Annotated in this window: 19 protein-coding genes; 8 read left to right on the plus strand and 11 right to left on the minus strand. The window is 73.3% G+C overall.

All coding sequences use genetic code 11. The features are described 5' to 3' along the window. Nucleotides 1-4: 4 nt before the first annotated feature. The 6 genes from ACFYXK_RS21475 to ACFYXK_RS21500 form a co-directional block, all read right to left on the minus strand. The gene (locus ACFYXK_RS21475) at nt 5-781 is read right to left on the minus strand and encodes a polysaccharide deacetylase family protein (RefSeq protein WP_389412560.1); all 777 of its coding nucleotides are present in this window, start codon (nt 779-781) and stop codon (nt 5-7) included. Then, entirely contained in the window at nt 771-2,552 is a 1,782-nt protein-coding gene (locus ACFYXK_RS21480; protein ID WP_389412561.1) for a lipid II flippase MurJ, read from the minus strand. The genes ACFYXK_RS21475 and ACFYXK_RS21480 overlap by 11 nt, the downstream gene beginning before the upstream one ends. After that, the gene (locus ACFYXK_RS21485) at nt 2,549-4,012 is read right to left on the minus strand and encodes an O-antigen ligase family protein (protein WP_389412562.1); all 1,464 of its coding nucleotides are present in this window, start codon (nt 4,010-4,012) and stop codon (nt 2,549-2,551) included. Before ACFYXK_RS21485 ends, ACFYXK_RS21480 begins: the two co-directional genes overlap by 4 nt. Beyond that, the gene (locus tag ACFYXK_RS21490) at nt 4,012-5,529 is read right to left on the minus strand and encodes an exopolysaccharide biosynthesis polyprenyl glycosylphosphotransferase (protein WP_389412563.1); all 1,518 of its coding nucleotides are present in this window, start codon (nt 5,527-5,529) and stop codon (nt 4,012-4,014) included. Before ACFYXK_RS21490 ends, ACFYXK_RS21485 begins: the two co-directional genes overlap by 1 nt. Beyond that, entirely contained in the window at nt 5,526-6,695 is a 1,170-nt protein-coding gene (locus ACFYXK_RS21495; RefSeq protein ID WP_389412642.1) for a glycosyltransferase, read from the minus strand. The genes ACFYXK_RS21490 and ACFYXK_RS21495 overlap by 4 nt, the downstream gene beginning before the upstream one ends. Before the next feature lie 67 nt (nt 6,696-6,762). Continuing rightward, a complete protein-coding gene (locus ACFYXK_RS21500) occupies nt 6,763-7,959 on the minus strand; it encodes a DUF3344 domain-containing protein (protein ID WP_389412564.1) in 1,197 nt (398 codons plus the stop codon). Between the two features lie 103 nt (nt 7,960-8,062). On the opposite strand from ACFYXK_RS21500, the gene ACFYXK_RS21505 reads away from it, so the two are divergent. From ACFYXK_RS21505 to ACFYXK_RS21525, 5 genes are all read left to right on the plus strand, one after another. Then, on the plus strand, nt 8,063-8,305 hold the full coding sequence (locus tag ACFYXK_RS21505) for a chaplin (RefSeq protein ID WP_389412565.1): 243 nt from the start codon (nt 8,063-8,065) through the stop codon (nt 8,303-8,305). A gap of 130 nt (nt 8,306-8,435) precedes the next feature. Then, nucleotides 8,436-8,846 (plus strand): rodlin, encoded by a 411-nt coding sequence (locus tag ACFYXK_RS21510; RefSeq protein WP_389412566.1) that lies wholly within the window; start codon nt 8,436-8,438, stop codon nt 8,844-8,846. 220 nt (nt 8,847-9,066) lie between these two features. After that, nucleotides 9,067-9,300, plus strand: coding sequence for a chaplin (locus ACFYXK_RS21515; RefSeq protein ID WP_389412567.1), 234 nt, complete (start codon nt 9,067-9,069; stop codon nt 9,298-9,300). Between the two features lie 117 nt (nt 9,301-9,417). Next, the gene (locus tag ACFYXK_RS21520; protein ID WP_389412568.1) at nt 9,418-10,683 is read left to right on the plus strand and encodes a chaplin; all 1,266 of its coding nucleotides are present in this window, start codon (nt 9,418-9,420) and stop codon (nt 10,681-10,683) included. A gap of 167 nt (nt 10,684-10,850) precedes the next feature. Then, a complete protein-coding gene (locus ACFYXK_RS21525) occupies nt 10,851-11,198 on the plus strand; it encodes a hypothetical protein (protein WP_389412569.1) in 348 nt (115 codons plus the stop codon). A gap of 89 nt (nt 11,199-11,287) precedes the next feature. Here the strand turns inward: ACFYXK_RS21525 and ACFYXK_RS21530 are convergent, their stop codons facing one another. Continuing rightward, nucleotides 11,288-11,527 carry a chaplin gene (locus ACFYXK_RS21530; RefSeq protein WP_389412570.1) on the minus strand — a complete coding sequence of 80 codons (240 nt, stop codon included), beginning with the start codon at nt 11,525-11,527 and terminating at the stop codon, nt 11,288-11,290. Between the two features lie 166 nt (nt 11,528-11,693). Continuing rightward, nucleotides 11,694-12,302, minus strand: a complete 609-nt coding sequence (locus ACFYXK_RS21535; protein WP_389412571.1) for a hypothetical protein — start codon at nt 12,300-12,302, stop codon at nt 11,694-11,696. 282 nt (nt 12,303-12,584) lie between these two features. Between ACFYXK_RS21535 and ACFYXK_RS21540 the strand changes: the two genes are divergently transcribed. Next, entirely contained in the window at nt 12,585-12,995 is a 411-nt protein-coding gene (locus tag ACFYXK_RS21540) for a rodlin (RefSeq protein WP_389412643.1), read from the plus strand. Between the two features lie 107 nt (nt 12,996-13,102). Here the strand turns inward: ACFYXK_RS21540 and ACFYXK_RS21545 are convergent, their stop codons facing one another. Further along, nucleotides 13,103-13,744 (minus strand): vitamin K epoxide reductase family protein, encoded by a 642-nt coding sequence (locus ACFYXK_RS21545; RefSeq protein ID WP_389412572.1) that lies wholly within the window; start codon nt 13,742-13,744, stop codon nt 13,103-13,105. 191 nt (nt 13,745-13,935) lie between these two features. Here ACFYXK_RS21545 and ACFYXK_RS21550 point away from each other — a divergent pair, with 191 nt between their 5' ends. After that, nucleotides 13,936-14,718 carry a DUF6227 family protein gene (locus ACFYXK_RS21550; RefSeq protein ID WP_389412573.1) on the plus strand — a complete coding sequence of 261 codons (783 nt, stop codon included), beginning with the start codon at nt 13,936-13,938 and terminating at the stop codon, nt 14,716-14,718. 43 nt (nt 14,719-14,761) lie between these two features. On the opposite strand, the gene pfkB is transcribed toward ACFYXK_RS21550, so the two are convergent. Next, on the minus strand, nt 14,762-15,712 hold the full coding sequence (gene pfkB / locus ACFYXK_RS21555) for a 1-phosphofructokinase (protein WP_389412574.1): 951 nt from the start codon (nt 15,710-15,712) through the stop codon (nt 14,762-14,764). A gap of 117 nt (nt 15,713-15,829) precedes the next feature. Continuing rightward, nucleotides 15,830-17,401 (minus strand): MFS transporter, encoded by a 1,572-nt coding sequence (locus tag ACFYXK_RS21560; protein ID WP_389412575.1) that lies wholly within the window; start codon nt 17,399-17,401, stop codon nt 15,830-15,832. Nucleotides 17,402-17,464: 63 nt separating this feature from the next. On the opposite strand from ACFYXK_RS21560, the gene ACFYXK_RS21565 reads away from it, so the two are divergent. After that, on the plus strand, nt 17,465-18,409 hold the full coding sequence (locus ACFYXK_RS21565; protein WP_389412576.1) for a helix-turn-helix transcriptional regulator: 945 nt from the start codon (nt 17,465-17,467) through the stop codon (nt 18,407-18,409). Nucleotides 18,410-18,451: the final 42 nt, after the last annotated feature.

Consider the following 18,451-nt stretch of genomic DNA (forward strand, 5'->3'; position numbering starts at 1 on the left):
GAGTTCACCGGTGCACCGCCCGCCGCAGCTCCCGCACCCGGTGCCGCAGCTGCTTGATCCGCAGCCGCCCGGCCCCGTCCGCCTGGCTGACGTGGGTGCGCGGCAGGGCGTGCGGGCCGGCCAGCCGCCCGGGGTCGATGGCGCACGCGTACCCGTACCCGGCGGCCCGCGTCGCCGCGACGACCCGCGCGTCGAGGTGCCCGTACGGGTAGCAGAACCCCTCCGGCAGGGTCCCGGTCAGCTCCCGGATCAGCTCCCGGCTGCCCCGCAGCTCCTGCTGGAGGATGTCGTCGGCGGCCGCGGTGAGGTCCTGGTGGAGCAGCCCGTGCGAGCCGATCTCCTGCCCGGCTGCGGCGACTTCGCGGATGCCCTCGGCGGTCAGCAGGGACTTGCGCGGGCCCAGCGGGTCCCACACGTTGTCCACCCCGAGCCGCCCGGGCAGGACGAACAGCGTGGAAGTGCAGTCGTGGCGGCGCAGCAGCGGCAGCGCCCGGGTCAGGTAGTCGGTGTACCCGTCGTCGAAGGTCAGCCCGACGAGCCCGGCGCCGCGCCCGGCCGCGTGGGCCCGGAGCAGCTCGCCGACGGACACCCCGCGCAGGCCCCGGGAGCGCAGCCACAGCAGCTGGGCCTCCAGCGTGCCCGGGGTGACGGTGATGCCGTACGGGTCCTCGGCGGGGTCGGTGAACTCGGCGACCGAGTGGTACATCAGGACCCACGGCGAGGCGGTCCGGCGGGCGGGGACCGTGGCGGCGGCCGGCGCCGTGCGGGTGTCAGCGGGCATTGCGGAACCTCTGGGTCATCTGGGTGATCTGGGCGGGCAGGGCGGTGATCTCGAGCGCACGTATGGCCATGCCGCAGGCGCCGAACATGGCCGGGACGAGCAGGCAGCCGAGCGCGGCGCTGAGCAGCGGGTCGGGGATCATCGGCCCGGCGATCCAGCCGGTGACGCAGGCGCCGACGGCGGCGACGGAGAGCCGGCCGATGCTGAGCGCGACCCGGCGGACCTGGATGGCGACGATCCGCGAGCCGAGCCCGGTGAGCAGCAGGACGGCGGTGGTGGAGATGCCGGCGGCGTTGGCCGCGGCGATGCCGTACGTGCCCCACCAGCGGACGGCGAAGGCTCCGGCCACGATGTTGACGAGGAGTCCGGCGCCCATCGCGAACGCCGGGAACCAGGTGGGCCGGGCGGTCGAGAAGAAGGGCCGGGACAGCGCCCCGACGAGGCAGTGGCCGAGGAGTCCGAGGCCGTAGACCCGCATGACGGAGGCGGTGGCCAGGGTGTCGCGGTGGGTGAAGGCGCCGCGTTCGAACAGGACCTGGATGATCTGGGGCGCGTACCCGATGACCAGGGCGCTGCCCATGAGGACGGCGAGCGAGGCCAGTGCGAGGTCCTGTTCGACGCGCCGCCGGGCCTTCTCCCGCTCGCCGCCGGCCATGGCCTGGGCGACGACGGGGAAGGTGACGGTGCAGATCATGAGGGACAGCACCATCGGCATCTGCGCAACCTTCTGCGCGTAGTTCAGGTGCGAGATGGCCCCGGGCGGCAGCGAGGCGGCCAGGAACCGCTCGACCAGCACCTGCGACTGCCGGAACACGGCGAAGAAGATCACCGGGGCGATCAGCCCGAACGCCATCAGGGTGGGCCGGTCCCGGTCACGCTGGCTGCGCGGCGCGCCCTTGGCGCGGGACGGGCCGAAGCCCACGTTCCGGATGAACGCGGGCAGTTGGACGAGCACCATCAGCAGCCCGCCGGCGGCGACCCCGGCGGCGGCGGCCCGCACCCCCCACGCCGCGTGCAGCACGACCATCGTCCCGATGATCCCGACGTTGTACGAGACGTAGATCGCGGCCGGTGGCACGAACGAGCGGTGCGCCCTGAGCGCGGCGCTGAAGTACCCCGCGATGCCGAACGACAGCACGGTCAGCGCCGTCATCCGGGTGCACTCCACGGCCAGGTCCGGGTCCGGCAGTCCGGGCGCGAGCACGGCGACGACGAGCGGCGCGGCGACGACGAGCAAGGAGGCGACGGCGGCCAGGAACACCGCCAGCCGCGGCAGGGTCGCCCCCACGAGCAGCCGTACGGGGTCCTGCGCGCGGGCCTCCTTGCGGGTGAGCCCGGCCCGGCCCGCCGCCCGCCGGGCCAGGGCGTGGCTGAACGCGGGCACCATCAGCAGCGCCATGGCGTCCTCGATCAGCAGGGTCGAGGCCATCTCGGGCACCGTCCAGGCGATCAGGAAGGCATCGCTGTCGTGCCCGGCCCCGAAGAGGTGCGCGATGGTCTGGTCCCGGACCAGCCCGAACACCGCCCCGGCGGCGGTCAGTCCGGCCGTGACGGCGGCGGCCTTGGCCAGGAACCGCCCCAGCGGAGCCGGCGCCGTGCTCCCGCCCGGGAGGCCGGCCCCCCGGGGTGGGCCGCCCGGGTCGTCCCTTCCGGGCCCCGGCCCGTCGGGCAGCTCGCGGCGGGCGGCCCGGGCGGGCGCGCCCGGGACGCGGGCGGGGCCCGCCCCGGCCGGGGGGCCGGAGGCGGGCCGCCAGGGCGTCGTATCGGTCACCGGCCGTCCGCACCCGGAACGGTGCGCAGTGCGGCCGCGGAGCCGGTGCGCCCTCCCGCGGCAGCAGCCTCGCCCGGACCGCGTCCCGCGCCGAAGGCCGGGCGTGCCCCCGGCCCGCCGGAGCCGCCGGGAACCGCATCACCCCCGGAGCGCGACGGCAGGGCCCACCAGGCCGCCAGGCCGATGATCACCCCGGTCAGGACGGTGGACGGCCCGCCGATGTCCGCGTACAGGAAGTCGGTGAGCTGCCAGACGAACAGCCCGATCGCGATCAGCCCGCAGTCCTGGAGACCGGAACCGCCCGTGGCGCACCGCCGCAGTCCCGCGACCAGCAGCACCGCCCAGCCTCCCGCCAGCGCGATCAGCCCGACCAGGCCCTGCTCGCTCAGCACCAGCAGGTACATGTTGTGCGGGGAGAGCAGCGGCTGGCGGATGTACGCCTGCCCCGCGCCGGCGGTGTCGCTGCCGGAGGACAGCCCCAGCGAGGAGTGCCCGTCCCGGTTGGCCGGGAAGCCCTTGAGGCCCACCCCGACCGCCGGACGCTCGCGCCACATCGACTCGGCGGCGGCCCACATCGTGTAGCGGTCGGTCACCGACTGGTCGGGCGCGCTGGAGACCTGGGTGATCGAGGTCAGCCGCTCCGCGACCATCTCGGATCCGACCCCGAGCCCGCCCACCAGGACCACACCGGCCGCGGCCAGCGCGAGGAGCACCCTCAGGGCCCGCCGGATCCCGGCCAGCAGCATCACCAGCACCGCCGCACCGGCGGTGGCGATCCAGGCGCCCCGGCTGAACGACAGCACCAGCGGCACCACCAGCGCCAGGGCCGCGCCGCCCGCCAGCTGCCGTACCCGGCGCGGCAGCCCCGGAGCCAGCGCCGCGGCGGTCGCCACGACCAGCCCGTACGCCACCACCGTGGCCATGCCCATGACGTCGCCGGGGCCGAAGGTGCCGACGGCCCGGACGTCCTCGCCCTGGTACGAGGCCCCGGTGTGGGTCGCGTACTGCACGACCCCGACCGCGCCCTGCACCAGCGCCAGCACCACGAAGCACCCGGCCGCCAGCCGGAACTCGTCGGCGTCGCGCACCAGCAGCACGATCGCCGCCGGGACCAGGACGAACACCTGGAGGTAGCGCACGAACCCGGGCAGCGCCGCGTACGGGTCCCCGGCCGTCGCGGTCGCGACGGCCAGCCCCACGGCGGGCACGCCCAGGACCAGCACGCCCAGCGGGCTCAGTTCCCGCACCCGCCCGCGCAGCGCCTGCACGGTGCACACGAACACCAGCAGCAGCGAGGCGGCATCGGCCGGACCGACCTTGCCGGAGGTGCTCGCGTCGCCCGCCGCGATCGGGGCGAGGAGCAGCAGGACGGTCGCGGCGAGCGGCAGCAGCGGCCAGTGCCGCCGCAGCATCGCCGCCGCACCGGGCCGGTACCCGGCCGGGGATACGGCGAGGGCCATCAGCTGCCCCCCAGCCGGAAGCGGAAGAAGGAGGCCGCCGTGCGGGCGAGGATCCACAGGTCCTGCCACAGCGACCAGGTGTCGATGTAGTGGTTGTCGAAGCGGGCCCGGTCCTCGATGGAGGTGTCCCCGCGCAGGCCGTTGATCTGGGCGAGCCCGGTGATGCCGACGGGCATCCGGTGCCGGGCCTCGTAGCCGGGGTGCACGGCGGCGAACTTCGCCACGAAGAAGGGCCGCTCCGGCCGCGGGCCGACCAGACTCATGTCACCCCGTACGACGTTCCACAGCTGCGGCAGCTCGTCGAGCGAGGACTTGCGCAGGAAGGAGCCGATGGGGCTCATCCGGTGGTCGCCCGCGACCGTCCACCGGGTGGCGGACTCGTGCTCGTCGGCGCGCAGGGTGCGGAACTTCAGCAGTGTGAAGGAGCGCCCGTACAGGCCGACCCGCTCCTGCCGGAAGATCACCCCGGGCCCGTCGGAGATCCGCACGGCGAGCGCGCACAGGCCCATCACGGGCGCGGCCGCGATCAGCGCGATCGCGGCCAGCAGCCCGTCGACGGCCCGCTTCACCAAGCGCTCCACCGGCCGGGACGGGCGGGGCAGCAGCGGCTGTACGGCGTACCCCCACAGCTGGTCGGCGGGCTGAGCCACCCGCATGCCGGTCACCTTGGCGGTGCCTGCCGGGTCGGCGAGCCAGAGCCGGCAGCCGTGGTCGTGGAAGAGCCGGACGAGGGAGGCGGTGCGCTCGTCGGCCTCCGGCGGACGGGTGAACACCGCGTGCCGGACCGAGTTCTGGATGACCGCGCGCCGGATGTCCTCGTGGGTGGCGAGCACCGGCACGCCGGCGCCGCCCTCCTCGGCGGCTCCGGTGTCGGCGAGCCCGACGGGCCGCAACCCGTACTCGGGGCGCCCGTGCAGGGCGGCGGCGACCGCACTCGCCCCGGCGCCGGGGCCCACGACGAGCGCGGAGGCGGGCCGGAGGCGGGCGGAGCGGCGGCGGAGCCGGTTGGCGAACCCGCGGCCCGTGCACGTCAGCAGGAGCTGCAGGCAGACGGCGCTCAGCAGCGCGGACCAGCCCAGGGCCTGGCCCGGTGCCGCGGCGGCCACGACGGCGGCGACCCCGCACCACAGGACGGCGGCCCGCCCGGCCAGCGCGGGCAGTTCGAACAGCGCGGAGGGCGCGAGCCGCGGCCGGTACAGCCCGGCCTGCGCGTGCAGCGCGGCGGCCAGCACGGCGATCGGGGCGGCCGCCTCGGCCGGCAGCGCCGCACCGGGCCGGGCCAGGGCCGTCGTGGTGAGGACGGCGGCCAGCGCATCGGCGGTCAGCAGCGGGAGGACCCCGTCGCGTCGCCGGACCCGCTGCGGCCGCACCAGGTGCCGGGCCGGGTCGGCCCTGGGCCGGCGTGGGGGGTGGATGGCGGTCACGGACCGTCGGACGGCTGCGGTGCCGGCGGTGCCGCCGGCGGGCCCCGTGCCGCCCTGCCCGGTGTGCCGGGCGGGTGCGCTGTCCATCGTCATCGGCTGATGCGCTCCTGGTTCAAGGGCCGGGGCCTGCCCAGCAGTTCGTGGTACAGACCGGTGACCGCGTCCGTGGTCCGCCGCACGTCGAAGTCGGTCCGGGCGTGCTGCTGGGCCTGCTCCCCGAGTTCGGCGAGCAGCCGCGGTTCGGCGAGCAGCCGTCCCAGGGCCTTGGCCAGCGCCGTCGGGTCCTCCGGCGGTACCAGGCAGAGCCGTCCCTGGCCGGGCGGCAGGCTCTCCCGGGCACCGCTGACGTCGGAGACCAGGACCGGTCGGCCGCAGGCCATGGCTTCGAGCGGGGCGAGCGCCATGCCCTCCCACCGCGACGGCAGTACAACGAGATCGGCGGCCCGAAGCCACGGTCGGATGTCGGGGGCGGCCCCCGCGAAGAGCACTCCGGGCGGGGCGGTGCGGCGCAGCCGCTCGGTGTCGGGGCCGTCGCCGACGAGCGCGAGGCGGGCTTCGGGGAGGTTGCCGAGCACCTCCCGCCAGGCCCGGAGCAGGATGTCCTGGCCCTTCTGCAGGCAGAGCCGGCCCACGCAGACGGCGAGCGGCCCGTCCCCCAGGAAGGCGGTGGGCAACGGGAGTTCGGTTCGCGCCCGGGCCCGGTCCGCGGCCCGGTCGGGACCGCCGGGGCGGAAGTGGTCGAGGTCCACGCCGTTGCGGATCACCGACCAGTGGGCGGTGATCCCCTCGGCTTCCCCGGCCCGGCGCTCGGCCTCGCTGACGCAGAGCACCCGGTCGGCCCAACGGGCCCCGAACCGCTCCCAGCGCAGGGCGAGCGCGGCGGTGGCCCCGCCGACGGCGTCGAAGGACCAGGCGTGCGGCTGGAAGACGGTGGGCACGGCCCCCCGCACGGCGAGCCGCCCGGCGAGGCCGGCCTTGGCGCTGTGGGCGTGCAGGACGTCGGGCCGGATCCGGCCGATCACCCGCCGGGCGCCGAGCACTTCGGCGGGCAGGTCGGGCCCGGGGGCCCGCCCGGCGCGCCAGGTGAGCACCTCGGCCCCGGCGGCGCGGGCGGCGTCGGCGAGCTGTCCGCCGCGCGGGCAGCCGACGGCGGTCCGCAGGCCGGCGGCCGTCTGGGCGCGGACGAGGTCGACGACGACGCGGGCGACGCCGCCGTCGACGGGCTGGACGAGGTGCAGGACGGAAAGGGGGCTGGGAATCGGGACCTGCGCACGGGAGGGCTGCGCAGGGGGAGGCTGTGTCGGCACGCGGAGCGGTCTCCTACGTTCAGCGGCGCGCGTCTGTCTGAACGAAGAGCACGCCGAGGAATTGACCCTGGCTTTCGCCCGTGAACCTGAAGCTCAGGCTGCGGGCACCACCGGACAGGGCGGGACTCAGGTCGAACACGTCCGCGTCATATCCGAGATTATTCACATGTTCGGGCTGTCGCACGAAAGAGTGATGTCCGAATTCCGTGATCGTGGAATTCATAACATCATTAAAAGGATTTTCTGCATCACTGACGTTGACCCGGCGGCCACTGTCGGCGGTCACCGTGAGTGAGTCCCCGAGGGTCCCGCGGTCGCCGTCGTACGCGACCACCCCGGCCTTCCCCGCGGACCCGGCGGCCACGTCCAGGCCGGCGATCTCGACCGTCTCGCCGGCCGCCTCGCCCGCACCCGCGGCGAGCGACTCGAAGCCGTCCCACAGCGAGATCCGGCGCACCGGCTCCTGCGGGTGCTCGTAGGCCACGACCAGCGTCCAGCCGCCCCAGGCGCCCACCTCGGAGTTGCCCATCGCGATGTTCAGCTGGGCGACCGTCCACATCCCCGCGCCGCCCTTGCGGACCAGCGGGGTGACGTCGGCCGAGGCCTGGTAGGCATCGCTGCCCTCATCCGTGCGGTGGCCGATCACGGTGTCGGCGAGGACCTCCTTGTACGCCCCGCCCGGCTCGGCGACCAGCACACGGCCGTTGTCCTGCGGCGGCTTCTGCTCGCCCACCCGCAGGTTCCCGCCCCAGTACAGGCGGGCGTACGAGACCTTGGCGCCCTGCGGGACCTTGAGCTCGGCCCGGGTGGAGTTGTAGGTGTCCGGATCCTTGTCGACCTCGCTGTAGAACATGTCGAAATCGCTGTTGACCCCGGCCGCGCCGCGCTTGACGTCGGCGCACGGCTCGGCGTCCGGCGCCTCCTGCCCGCGGCAGGCGATGGAGGAGTTGGAGGCCCGGACCAGCCCGCCGCGCTGGACGGCCTGGTAACGCTGGGTGAACGGAACCTTGGGCATCTCCCGCACGGCGGGTGCCGCGGGGCCCGGCGGGGCGGCTGCAGACGCGGCCGCGGCGGGGACGTTCGCCGAAAGTACGAGGCAGGACAGCAGACCGAGCGTGCCGAGGATTCTGCGGGACGAACCCATGACCCTGTCTCCATTTTCGATCAAGGGGACAAAACAGGAGTGAACTTTGTCAGAAGTCGGGCCCGAAATCACGCCGGACTCGCTCGTACGGCCTTTTGGGCGATAACACGCACCCTCGCAGTCGGCGGGTCGTTATGCGGTTGCACCACCGTTCGAGCCGAAAGGAAAATCGGAGATGAAGAAGAGGCTGATGCGCGGCGCCACGATGGCGGTCGCGAGCGCTGCGGTCCTGACGGGCGGCGCGGGCCTCGCCTCCGCGGACAGCGCGGCGGAGGGCGTCGCGGCGGGGTCCCCCGGCGTGCTGAGCGGCAACCTGGCCCAGGTCCCGGTCAACGTCCCGGTGAACGTCTGCGGTCTCACCGCCAACCTGGTCGGCCTGCTGAACCCGGCGTTCGGCAACACCTGCGTCAACGCCTGACCGTCACCCCAGTCGTCAACCGTGCGGCCCGAAACGACGGCATCCGGGTGAAGCCACGCAACCCGACCCGGAGCCCGGGCGTTGATCCGGGTGCTCCACTACCGGGCAATCCTGCAAAAAAGGGACGACAATGATCAAGAAGATGATGGCCACCGCGGCTGCTGCAGCCTCGGTCGTGGGCATCGGTGCCGCCATGGCCCCGCAGGCGATGGCCATCGGCAACGACAACGGCATCAACACCGTCAACGGCAACGGCGCCTCGCAGATCTACGGCAACCAGGCCACGTACGGCAACATGAGCCCCCAGATGGCGCTCATCCAGGGCTCGTTCAACAAGCCCTGCATCGCGCTGCCGGCCAAGGTCAACGCCCAGTCGATCCTCGCGCTCATCAACGTCGGCGTCCAGGACATCCCGATCCTGTCCAACCCGATGAACCAGCAGTGCACCGAGAACTCCACCCAGGCCAAGGGCGACGAGCCGCTCTCGCACATCCTGGACAACATCCCGGTCCTGTCGGGCAACGGCTCCGCCCACAGCTGACCGCACCCCGCGTCAGCGAGGCCGCCGCACCCCTCCGGGTCGCGGCGGCCTCGCCGCTTGTCGGCACCGCGAATAACGGCGTAAATTCGCCGAGAATTCCGGCCGGTGCGCGTTGGGGTGAATTGCGGAGCCGCCCGCGAAAATCTGCGGTTTCTTTTTCCGGACCCACTCGTTGTTATTTCTGCAGTGGACACGCCTCTGCGGGAAGGATCGAAAACAAATGACGTACAAGAAGGCAGTGGTGCTGGCCGCCGGCGTTCTGATGGCCGCCGGTGCCGCCTCGCCCGCCATGGCCGACTCGGTCGCCGACGGCAAGGCCATCGGCTCCCCCGGCGTCCTGTCCGGCAACCTCCTCCAGGTGCCGGTCCACGTCCCGGTCAACGTCTGCGGCAACACCGTCAACGTGATCGCCCTGCTGAACCCCGCGTTCGGCAACACCTGCGTCAACGCCTGACGAAGCGCCTGCCCGCAAGGGCAAACCTCCTCGGGGTGGCCTCGGAGTGCACGGCGGTGCACTCCGAGGCCACCTTCGATTCAAAACCGGCGGGAGCCGGTAGACAGGGAAGGACCCATGCGACAGGTACTGAGCCGACAGGTACTGGGCAAGGGGGTGCTCACGGCGGCGGCCGCCTCGAGCCTGCTGTCGATCGCGACCGGCGCGGCCTACGCGCACCCGGGGGCGGTGGCCGAGGCCTCGCATTCGCCGGGTGTGCTCTCCGGCAACAGCGTCTCGGTACCGATCACCCTCTCGCCGAACGTGTGCGGCAACAGCGTGGACGGCGGGGCGGCGCTCAACCCCTCGTTCGGGAACAACTGCGCCACCACGACCGGTTCGGACGCGCACCACGCCGACCACGACTACGGGCGCTACCTCAGCCCCGAGCACGCCGAGGCCTTCGAGCACTACCTCCAGGAGCGCCAGGGCGGCCGGCACGCGCTGCCGGAGCAGCGCCGCGAGGAGCCCCGCCACGAGGAGTCCCGCCGGCAGGCACCGCGCCACGCGGCACCCCGGTACGAGGAGTCCCGCGACGAGGGCGGCTACGGCGGATCGGGGCAGGAGGGCGACCGGAGCCACGGCGGGCCGGCCGACCACGGCGAGCACGGCGGACCGCGCGGGCAGGGCGGCTACGGCGGCCCGGACGAGGAGGAGTGCGACGACCACCCGCACGCCCTCCCGGCCCCGGCGCCCGCGGCCCACCACGCGCCCCCGGCACCCGAGCGGCCGCAGCCGAGGCCCCACCTGCAGCCGAAGCCGCACCCGAAGCCGCAGCCGGCGGCGGAGCACCCGGCTCCCAGGCCCGTCCCCCACCCGGCTCCGAAGCCCGCCCCGGCCCCCGAGGCTCCCGTGGCGCACACGCCCGCGCCGCCGCAGCCCGCGCCGGCCCCGGTCCCCGCCCCGGTGACCCTCCCGGCGCCGGTCGCGCAGACGCCCGTGACGCTCCCCGCCCCGGCTCCGGTCGCCGAGGCGCCCCGGCCGCTTCCGGCGCCCGCTCCCGTCGCCGAGGAAGGGCCCGCCCCCGCCCCGCCGCACGGCAGCCAGTTCGTGGAGCACCCGGCCCCGGCCCCCGCTCCCGAGGTCGTCCGTCCCGCCGACCAGCCGCCGGCCGCCCCCGCCGGCGACACCCCCGTCCACCTGACGCCGGCACCCGCACCGGCGCCCGTCCCCGCGGCCCCGGTCCCGGCCGCTCCCGCTCCCGCCCCTGCTCCCGCGCCGGCCCGCGTCTCCGCGCCGGCGCTCGCCGAGACCGGTGCGGGTCGGCCCGGCGCCGCGGCGGCCCTCGCCTCGGCACTGATCCTGGGCGGCGCCATTCTGTACCGGAGGTCCCGTATCGCCTGACCGGCAATACCGGTAATCAGAATAAATATCGGCCGGAGAATCCCCTGACGGGTTCTCCGGCCGTTGCCGTACGCGTTTCCGGAGCGGCGGGGAATCGTTACCCAGGGCGAAAGCGGCGCCATGGTCGCCACTGACGCCTCTGTCCACGAAAGAAGAGGATTTCGATAATGAAGCTCACGAAGGTCGCCGCGGTCATCGCCGGTTCCGTTGCCGCGCTCGGCGCCGCCGCTCCTGCCTTCGCGGCCGAAGCCCCGGCCGCGATGCCCCCCATGAGCCTGACGGGCGGGGCCACCGATGCGGTCAACTCGCTCGCCCCCGTCACCGAGTCGCTCCCGCAGACCCTGAACAACGGGGTGGCCGAGCAGGGCGAGAGCGTCGCCAAGGTCGTGGACACCGCGCAGCGCGTCAACCAGGTCCGCAACAATGCGCCGGGCGAGGTGCTCGGCGCCGCGAACGGGCTCACGCAGGCGTCCCCGCTCCTCGGTGGCGTGAAGCTCAACGGCGGGGCGCACTGAGCCGGTCGAATCACCGCCCCGGGCACACACCACTGTGGGCGCCACCGGCGAGGCCGGTGGCGCCCACAGTCAGGATCTGCCGACTGACGTCAGTCGTTGACGCAGACGTTGCCGAACGCGGGGTTCAGCGCCGCGATGATGTTCACGGTGTTGCCGCAGACGTTGATCGGGACGTGAACCGGGACCTGGGCCAGGTTGCCCGAGAGGACACCGGGGGAGCCCACGGCCGCGCCCTCGGCCGACGAGTCGGCCATGGCGGAGCCGGCGGCACCGGCCGCAGCGAGACCGGCGGAGGCCAGGACCAGGGCGGCCTTCTTGGCAGAGTTCATGGGAAGTGCACCTTCTGTTCGATGTTCTGCCCCGACGCGGGGCTCACACCGAGCGAAACGGTTCAGGCTCCCGGACGACACGGCCTGGCGCGCAATCAGACCTGTTCAGCTCAATAGTCGTAACCACGAGCGGTTTTCGGCCGTCCTCTGCCACCCCGCCTCCCCGCTACGGGAGGCCGGGACCCTCCGGCACGATCTCCACCGGGGTCAGGACCGGGTTGGCCGGTACCGGTGCGGGCGCCGGCCGCGCCGGGACGGCGGGCACCGGAAGCGCCGGCTTGGACACGGGCGCCGCGGGCTTCGAGACGGGCGCCGCCGGCTTGGACACGGGTGTCGCCGGCTTCGAGACGGGCGCCGCCGGCTTGGACACGGGGAGTTCGGGGATCTCGGGGATGTCCGGAATCTCGGGGATCTCGGGGATCTCCGGGATCTCGGGGATGGAGGGGATCGGCAGCGCCGGGATCGCCGGGATCGCCGGGAGGTTCGGCAGCGTCGGCAGCTGGATCGGCGGCAGCGTCACCCCCGGAAGCAGGCCCTGGAGGGACTTGAGGAGTCCGTCCAGGGTCGCGGTGATCCCCGCGAGGAGGTCGTCGAGCGGGCCTGCCGCCGCCACGCGGCGGTCGATCTGCTGCTGGGCGGCCGCCACTCGTTTCTTGACGGCGGCTGCCGCGTCACCGTCCGCGGCGCCCGCGGGGGCGGCCGCGCCGGTGAGTATGACGACGGCGAGGGCCGACGGGACGAGGACGCGGCTGCGGAACGGCTTCGTGCGGTGCATAGGGGTTCCTTCGGTGGTCGCACAGAGGCGGACCCGAGCGATCCGCTTCCTTACCCACCGTGCGAACACCCTGCACGGAGCGCAACCGGAGTGTGCGGGGTCCCGGTCGGCTGTGCGGGCTGCGTACGGGCTTCGTGCACGCGTCCGCAGGAGGCTCACCCGGGGCGGGGAAAACCTCGAACCGGGCGGGCCGTTTGAGTGAAGCAGCGGAACCAACCCCCTGGCAGGGCAGTTGACCAGGGCGCTCCACTAGCGGGCACTCGTGCGACAAAAGGACCAATGATGCTCAAGAAGATCATGACTGCTGCCGCGGTCACCGCCGCCGCCGTCGGCGCGGGCGCTGCTGTTGCCGCCCCGGCCATGGCCATCGGCAACGACAACGGGATCAACACCATCAACGGCAATGGTGCCCAGCAGATCTACGGCAACCAGAAGACCCACGGCGACCTGAGCCCGCAGCTCGGCCTGGTCCAGGGCACCCTCAACAAGCCCTGCATCGGTCTGCCGGTCAAGGTCAACGCGCAGTCGATCCTCGCGGCCCTCAACATCGGCGTCCAGGACATCCAGCTCCTGTCCAACCCGATGAACCAGCAGTGCACCGAGAACTCCACCCAGGCCAAGGGCGACGAGCCGCTCTCGCACATCCTGGACAACATCCCGGTCCTGTCGGGCAACGGCTCCTTCGGCAGCTGATCTCCGCTCCCCCGCCTTCTGTGGTCCGGGCCCACCCCGCCCGTGGAGCGATGTAACGAGGGCCCCGGCAGCCTCCAGCTGCCGGGGCCCTCGCGCGCGCCGGGCCGTCATCCGGTCCAGAACTCCCACCACCTGGTGAGGATCAGCATCCCGATCACGCCGATGTGCAGGGCGGGCGGGGCCCAGCCGAATTCGGTGAAGAAGGTCCTCAGCGGGCCGGGTGCGGGCAGTGCACGGCTGCTGACGTTGTGCGCGGTGACCGCCCAGAACATCAGCAGGGTGGACACCCAGGTCAGACAGCACCACAGGCAGAGCGCGTTGATCTCGTACAGGGACTGCACCATCAGCCAGCTGCAGAAGCCGACTCCGAAGAGCGTGCCGGCGTTCAGTCCCAGCCAGAACCAGCCGCGGTAGCGGGCGCCGGCCAGCAGGCCCGCGCCGACGCACACGACGGCCCCGTACGCGACCAGTCCCAGCAGGGGGTTGGGGAAGCCGAAGGCCGCCGCCTGGTCGCTCTTCATGACGCTGCCGCAGGAGACCACGGGGTTGAGGCTGCAGGCGGGCTTGAAGTCCGGGTCCTCCAGCAGCAGGAACTTGTCGAGGGTGATCACCCACGAGGCCAGCACCCCGGCCGCCCCGGTCAGCGCCAGCAGCCAGGCCAACGCCCGCGGGGTGGCGGCCGGTTCGTCCTCGTGTCGACTGCGGGGCCGCTCCTGCTGGCGGGGAAGGCCCACTGTTTTCGTTGCCATACGGCCCATGCTCCCCCTCTCCGGCACAGACCCGGGCGAACCATGCTCATCCATGCGCAAGTTGACCTGAAGGGGTGGGGGAACCCCTGATGCTTCCCGGACGTTTTACCGAACCCCGGACGTGATGTCAGAGCCAGGGGCTACGTTGAGCTTCCGCGAAGTCACTAGCTGCGACGGCCTGGAGACCCACCTTGAGCGATCCGTACGAGACAACCGAGGCGCACCTCGAGCGACTCCTGGGCCGCGCCCTCAACTCCTTCGACCTGCCGGACCGGTTGGTCGAGCGCCTCGGCACGGCGCTCGCCCACAGCTCCTCCCTGTACACCACCCACCACAGCCCGGCGGCGGGTCGCTGGCGGGAGACCCACCGGCACACCTACCTGCTGTCCGACGGCGGTTCGGCTTCCCTGTGGGAGCTGGTGTACCGGCTGGAGGGCGACCGGACGATCCGGCACGAGGTCTTCGTCAGCAAGGCGGAGACCTGCCTGGCCGTGGCCCGGCTGTTCGGCGACGCCCCGGCGGAGGCCGCGTTCGACCCGGAGCTGGACCCGGCGTTCGCCGCCGCCGAGGACGAGCCGGACACCGACGTGCCGGTGCTGAGCGCGCTGTTCGCGGCCGGTGCGCCGGCGCACCGCCGCCGCGAGTACGCGGTGGAGGAGTCCGCCGACCATGCCCGCAGGGTGCTGCGGCGCGCGGAGAACCCGGACCGGCCGGGCGAGCGGACGGCGCAGTTATTGAGATCGGCGTACGCACACCAGATCACGCAGGCGTTCGGCACCCGGCCGTGCAGGGCGGACGGGCGGAGTGCCGGATTCAGCCTGTACGAGCACTCGTTCGTGCTGCTGGACGGGAGCGAGGTCAGCCTGTGGGAGGTCGAGCACACGGCGACACCGGACGGGCGGCACATGTGCGAGGTATACGAGAGCGAGTCGGCCGCCCGCGGGGCGATGGAGCTCCGCGCGCGGGTGAGGTAGGCCCGCCCGGCGCCGCCTCGGGGCGCCGCCCCGGAGCGCTGCTTCACGGCGCGGCGGGGGTGGACAGGCGCAGGTCCGGGGGCGGGTTCTCGGTGACGCGGACCGCCTCCGGACGCAGGTCCGCGGGGACCGGCACGGCGCTGCCGGGGAGCTGGACCGCGGCCGCGCCGTGGGCCAGGGCCGAGGCGAGGGCCCCGGGGCCGGTCCCGCCCGCGATCAGGAAGCCGGCCAGGGAGGCGTCCCCGGCACCGACGTCGCTGCGTACGGCGGCCACGGGGGCGGTGCCGTGGAACGTGCCCTCGGCGCTCACCAGCAGCTGGCCGTCCGCGCCGAGCGAGGCGAGCACCGCACCCGCGCCCCGGGAACGCAGCTCCTGGGCCGCCCGGGCGACCTCGCCCAGGGTGGCCAGCGGGCGGCCGACCGCCTGGGCGAGCTCCGCGGCGTTGGGCTTGATCAGGTCCGGGCCGGCCCGCAGTGCGGCGGTCAGCGCCGGGCCCGAGGTGTCCAGCGCGACCTTGGCGCCGGTCTCGCGGGCGCGGGCGACCAGGTCGGCGTACCACTCGGGCGCCAGGCCGCGCGGGAGGCTGCCGCAGGCCGCGATCCAGGCCGGGTCTCCGGTCGCGGTACGGACGCTCTCCAGCAGGAGGCGGGATTCCTCGGCGGTGAGTTCGGGGCCGGGCGCGTTGATCTTGGTGAGGGTGCCGTCGGGTTCGACGAGCGCGATGTTCGACCGGGTCTGACCGGCGACCGTCACCGCGGTGACGTCCACGCCCTGTGCGCCCAGCAGTTCGGCGATCAGCGTGCCCGAGGCGCCGCCGAGCGGGAGGACCGCCGTCGTGAGGACTCCCGCGGCGGCCACCGCGCGGGAGACGTTGACCCCCTTGCCGCCGGGGTCGACGCGGTCACCGGTGGCGCGCAGCACGGCGCCGCGGCCCAGCGAGGGGACCTCGTACGTCCGGTCGAGGGAGGGGTTCGGAGTGACGGTGAGGATCATACGAGCACGACCTCTGCGGATCACGCGCCTACCGTACGCCCGTTCCGCAGCAAACCAAAGCAAACGGGCATGTCCGCCAACAGAAGCGGACATGCCCGTCAGGGGAACGGCGCGGGGCTACCCGGCGGGGACGGCCTCCGGAGCGGCCGCGGGCTCGGCCTGGCTGCCGCCCTCGCGCTGCTCCACCGGGACCGACTTGCGCGGCAGCACGAACATCACCGCGAAGATCACGAGCATCACGGCCACGATCCACCACAGCGCACCGTGGAAGGCGTCGACGTACGGCGGACCGAAGACGCGGTCGTCGTCCATCAGCCCGAAGAAGACGACGGACGTGAGGCCGAGGCCCAGCGCGTTGCCCATCTGGCCGGTGGTGTTGATCAGACCGGACGCCGAACCGGCGTGCTCGCGCGGCACCTCGGACAGCACGGTGTCGTTCAGCGGCGCGACGATCAGCCCCATGCCCGTGCCCATGAGGATCAGCGGCGCGGCCATCTGCCAGGAGGCGATCTCCATCCCGTAGCGCTGCGCCTCCCAGATGTAGAGGAGGATGCCCGCGGCCATGATGAGCGCGCCCGCCTGGAGGACCTTGCGGCCGAAGCGCGGCACGAGCTTGCCCACGGACATGCCCGCGGCGGCCGAGACGGCGAGGGAGAAGGGGATGCCGGTGGCGCCGGCCTTCAGGGCGCTCCAGCCGAGGCCCATCTGCATGTACATCGTCCAGACCAGGAAGAAGATGCCGGTCGCGATGCCGAAGGTCAGCTGGACGGCGATACCGCCCGCGAAGCTCTTGACCTTGAAGAGGGAGAGCTCCACCAGCGGGGAACCGTCCTTGCGGATCTTGTACTTCTCGTACGCGATGAAGGCGGCGAAGACGAACGGCGAGGCGATCATGCAGACGAAGCCCCAGAGCGGCCAGTCGTTCTCGCGGCCGTGCGTCAGGGGGAAGATCAGCATGACCAGGGCGAGAGTGGCGAGCACGACACCGATCACGTCGAGGCGCAGGGCCTTGGGGGCCTTGGACTCGGTGATGAACTTGCGGCCCAGGATCACGCCGGCGATGCCGACCGGCAGGTTGATCAGGAAGATCGGGCGCCATTCGAGGCCGAGGAGGTTCCACTCGGTGAGCAGGGCGCCCAGCATCGGGCCGGAGACGGCGCCGAGGCCGACGATCGCGCCGAACATGCCGAAGACCTTGCCGCGCTCGTGGGGCGGGAACGTCACGTGGATGATGGCCAGCACCTGCGGGACCATCATCGCCGCCATGCCGCCCTGGAGGATGCGGGAGGCGACGAGCATGTCGGGGTTGGCGGCGATGCCGCAGAGCAGCGAGGCGGCGGTGAAGCCGGCGATGCCGACGAGGAACAGGCGCTTGCGGCCGTAGATGTCACCGAGACGGCCGCCGGTGATCAGGCCGGCGGCGAAGGCGAGCGCGTAACCGGCGGTGATCCACTGGATCGCGCTGGTGGAGGCGCCGAAGTCCTCGCGCATGCGGGGTATCGCTATGTTGACGATCGTGACGTCGACCAGGTCCATGAAGGCCGCGGTCATCACGATGGCGAGCGCCAGCCAGCGGCGGCGGTCGGCGGGCGAGCCGGAAGCTGCTTCGTCGAGGACGGCTTCGTTCCGCTCTTCTTGTGCGGGCCCGTTCTCTCTCTCGGGCGATGTCTTGGACGTCTCGGTGCTCATGGAGAGAAACCTAGACGGGATGTAGGTCAGTTGGTGTCCTATTTGACTGGCAACCTGGATTCCATGACGGACACCCCGGCACGGCTGCTCACCCTGCTCTCCCTGCTCCAGACCCCGCGCGAATGGCCCGGGAGCGAGCTGGCGGAACGGCTGCGGGTGAGCGCGAGGACGATCCGGCGCGACATCGAACGCCTGCGGGAGCTCGGGTACCCGGTGGAGGCCACGCTGGGTGCGGAGGGCGGGTACCGGCTGGTGGCGGGGGCCGCGATGCCGCCGCTGCTGCTGGACGACGAGGAGGCCGTGGCGATCGCGGTGGGGCTGCGGGCGGGTGCCGGGCATGCGATCGAGGGGGTGGAGGAGGCCTCCGTACGGGCCCTCGCGAAGCTGGAACAGGTCCTGCCGGGGCGGCTGCGGCACCGGGTGGGCGCGCTGCAGTCGGCCACGATCGCGGTGACCCGCGGGGACGGGGCCAGCGTGGACCCGCGGACGCTGACGACGATGGCGTCGGCGGTGGCGGGGCCGGAGCGGCTGCGGTTCGCGTACCGGGCGCGCGACGGGGCGGACTCGCGCCGGCTGGTGGAGCCGTACCGGCTGGTGAGCACGGGGAGCCGGTGGTACCTGGTGGCGTACGACCTGGACCGGGAGGACTGGCGGACGTTCCGGGTGGACCGGGTGGCGGAGCCGTTCGCCACCGGCGCGCGGTTCACTCCGCGGGAGCTGCCGATGGAGGCGGCGGAGTTCGTACGGCGCGGGCTTCGGGTCGGGGAGACGTACGCGGTGGAGGCGTCGTTCGCGGGCCCGGCGGAGGCGCTGCCGGGCTGGCTGCGGGCCGATGCCGAGCCCGTGGACGGGGGCTGCCGGGTGCGGTTCTCGAGCGCGGACTCCCCCGAGTGGGTGGCGGCCCGTCTGGCGCTGGTCGGCATGCCCTTCACGGTCCACGCCCCGGACGTCCTGGCGGCGGCGGCCCGTGCGCTGGCCGCCCGCCTGGCCTCGGCTACGGCGCCGTAGCCGGGAGCGGCCGGGAGTTCCGCCGCACGCGGGGGCAGAAGG

The sequence above is a fragment of the Streptomyces sp. NPDC002209 genome (genome assembly GCF_042890265.1).
In the GTDB taxonomy this organism is placed as follows: domain Bacteria; phylum Actinomycetota; class Actinomycetes; order Streptomycetales; family Streptomycetaceae; genus Streptomyces.

Bases quoted from the DNA above. Each gene is read 5' to 3' on its own strand.
- ACFYXK_RS21475 (WP_389412560.1), bottom strand. From the start codon at position 781: ATGCCCGCTGACACCCGCACGGCGCCGGCCGCCGCCACGGTCCCCGCC.
- ACFYXK_RS21485 (WP_389412562.1), bottom strand. From the start codon at position 4,012: ATGGCCCTCGCCGTATCCCCGGCCGGGTACCGGCCCGGTGCGGCGGCG.
- ACFYXK_RS21490 (WP_389412563.1), bottom strand. From the start codon at position 5,529: ATGACGATGGACAGCGCACCCGCCCGGCACACCGGGCAGGGCGGCACG.
- ACFYXK_RS21505 (WP_389412565.1), top strand. From the start codon at position 8,063: ATGAAGAAGAGGCTGATGCGCGGCGCCACGATGGCGGTCGCGAGCGCT.
- ACFYXK_RS21510 (WP_389412566.1), top strand. From the start codon at position 8,436: ATGATCAAGAAGATGATGGCCACCGCGGCTGCTGCAGCCTCGGTCGTG.
- ACFYXK_RS21515 (WP_389412567.1), top strand. From the start codon at position 9,067: ATGACGTACAAGAAGGCAGTGGTGCTGGCCGCCGGCGTTCTGATGGCC.
- ACFYXK_RS21520 (WP_389412568.1), top strand. From the start codon at position 9,418: ATGCGACAGGTACTGAGCCGACAGGTACTGGGCAAGGGGGTGCTCACG.
- ACFYXK_RS21525 (WP_389412569.1), top strand. From the start codon at position 10,851: ATGAAGCTCACGAAGGTCGCCGCGGTCATCGCCGGTTCCGTTGCCGCG.
- ACFYXK_RS21530 (WP_389412570.1), bottom strand. From the start codon at position 11,527: ATGAACTCTGCCAAGAAGGCCGCCCTGGTCCTGGCCTCCGCCGGTCTC.
- ACFYXK_RS21535 (WP_389412571.1), bottom strand. From the start codon at position 12,302: ATGCACCGCACGAAGCCGTTCCGCAGCCGCGTCCTCGTCCCGTCGGCC.
- ACFYXK_RS21540 (WP_389412643.1), top strand. From the start codon at position 12,585: ATGCTCAAGAAGATCATGACTGCTGCCGCGGTCACCGCCGCCGCCGTC.
- ACFYXK_RS21545 (WP_389412572.1), bottom strand. From the start codon at position 13,744: ATGGCAACGAAAACAGTGGGCCTTCCCCGCCAGCAGGAGCGGCCCCGC.
- pfkB (WP_389412574.1), bottom strand. From the start codon at position 15,712: ATGATCCTCACCGTCACTCCGAACCCCTCCCTCGACCGGACGTACGAG.
- ACFYXK_RS21560 (WP_389412575.1), bottom strand. From the start codon at position 17,401: ATGAGCACCGAGACGTCCAAGACATCGCCCGAGAGAGAGAACGGGCCC.
- ACFYXK_RS21565 (WP_389412576.1), top strand. From the start codon at position 17,465: ATGACGGACACCCCGGCACGGCTGCTCACCCTGCTCTCCCTGCTCCAG.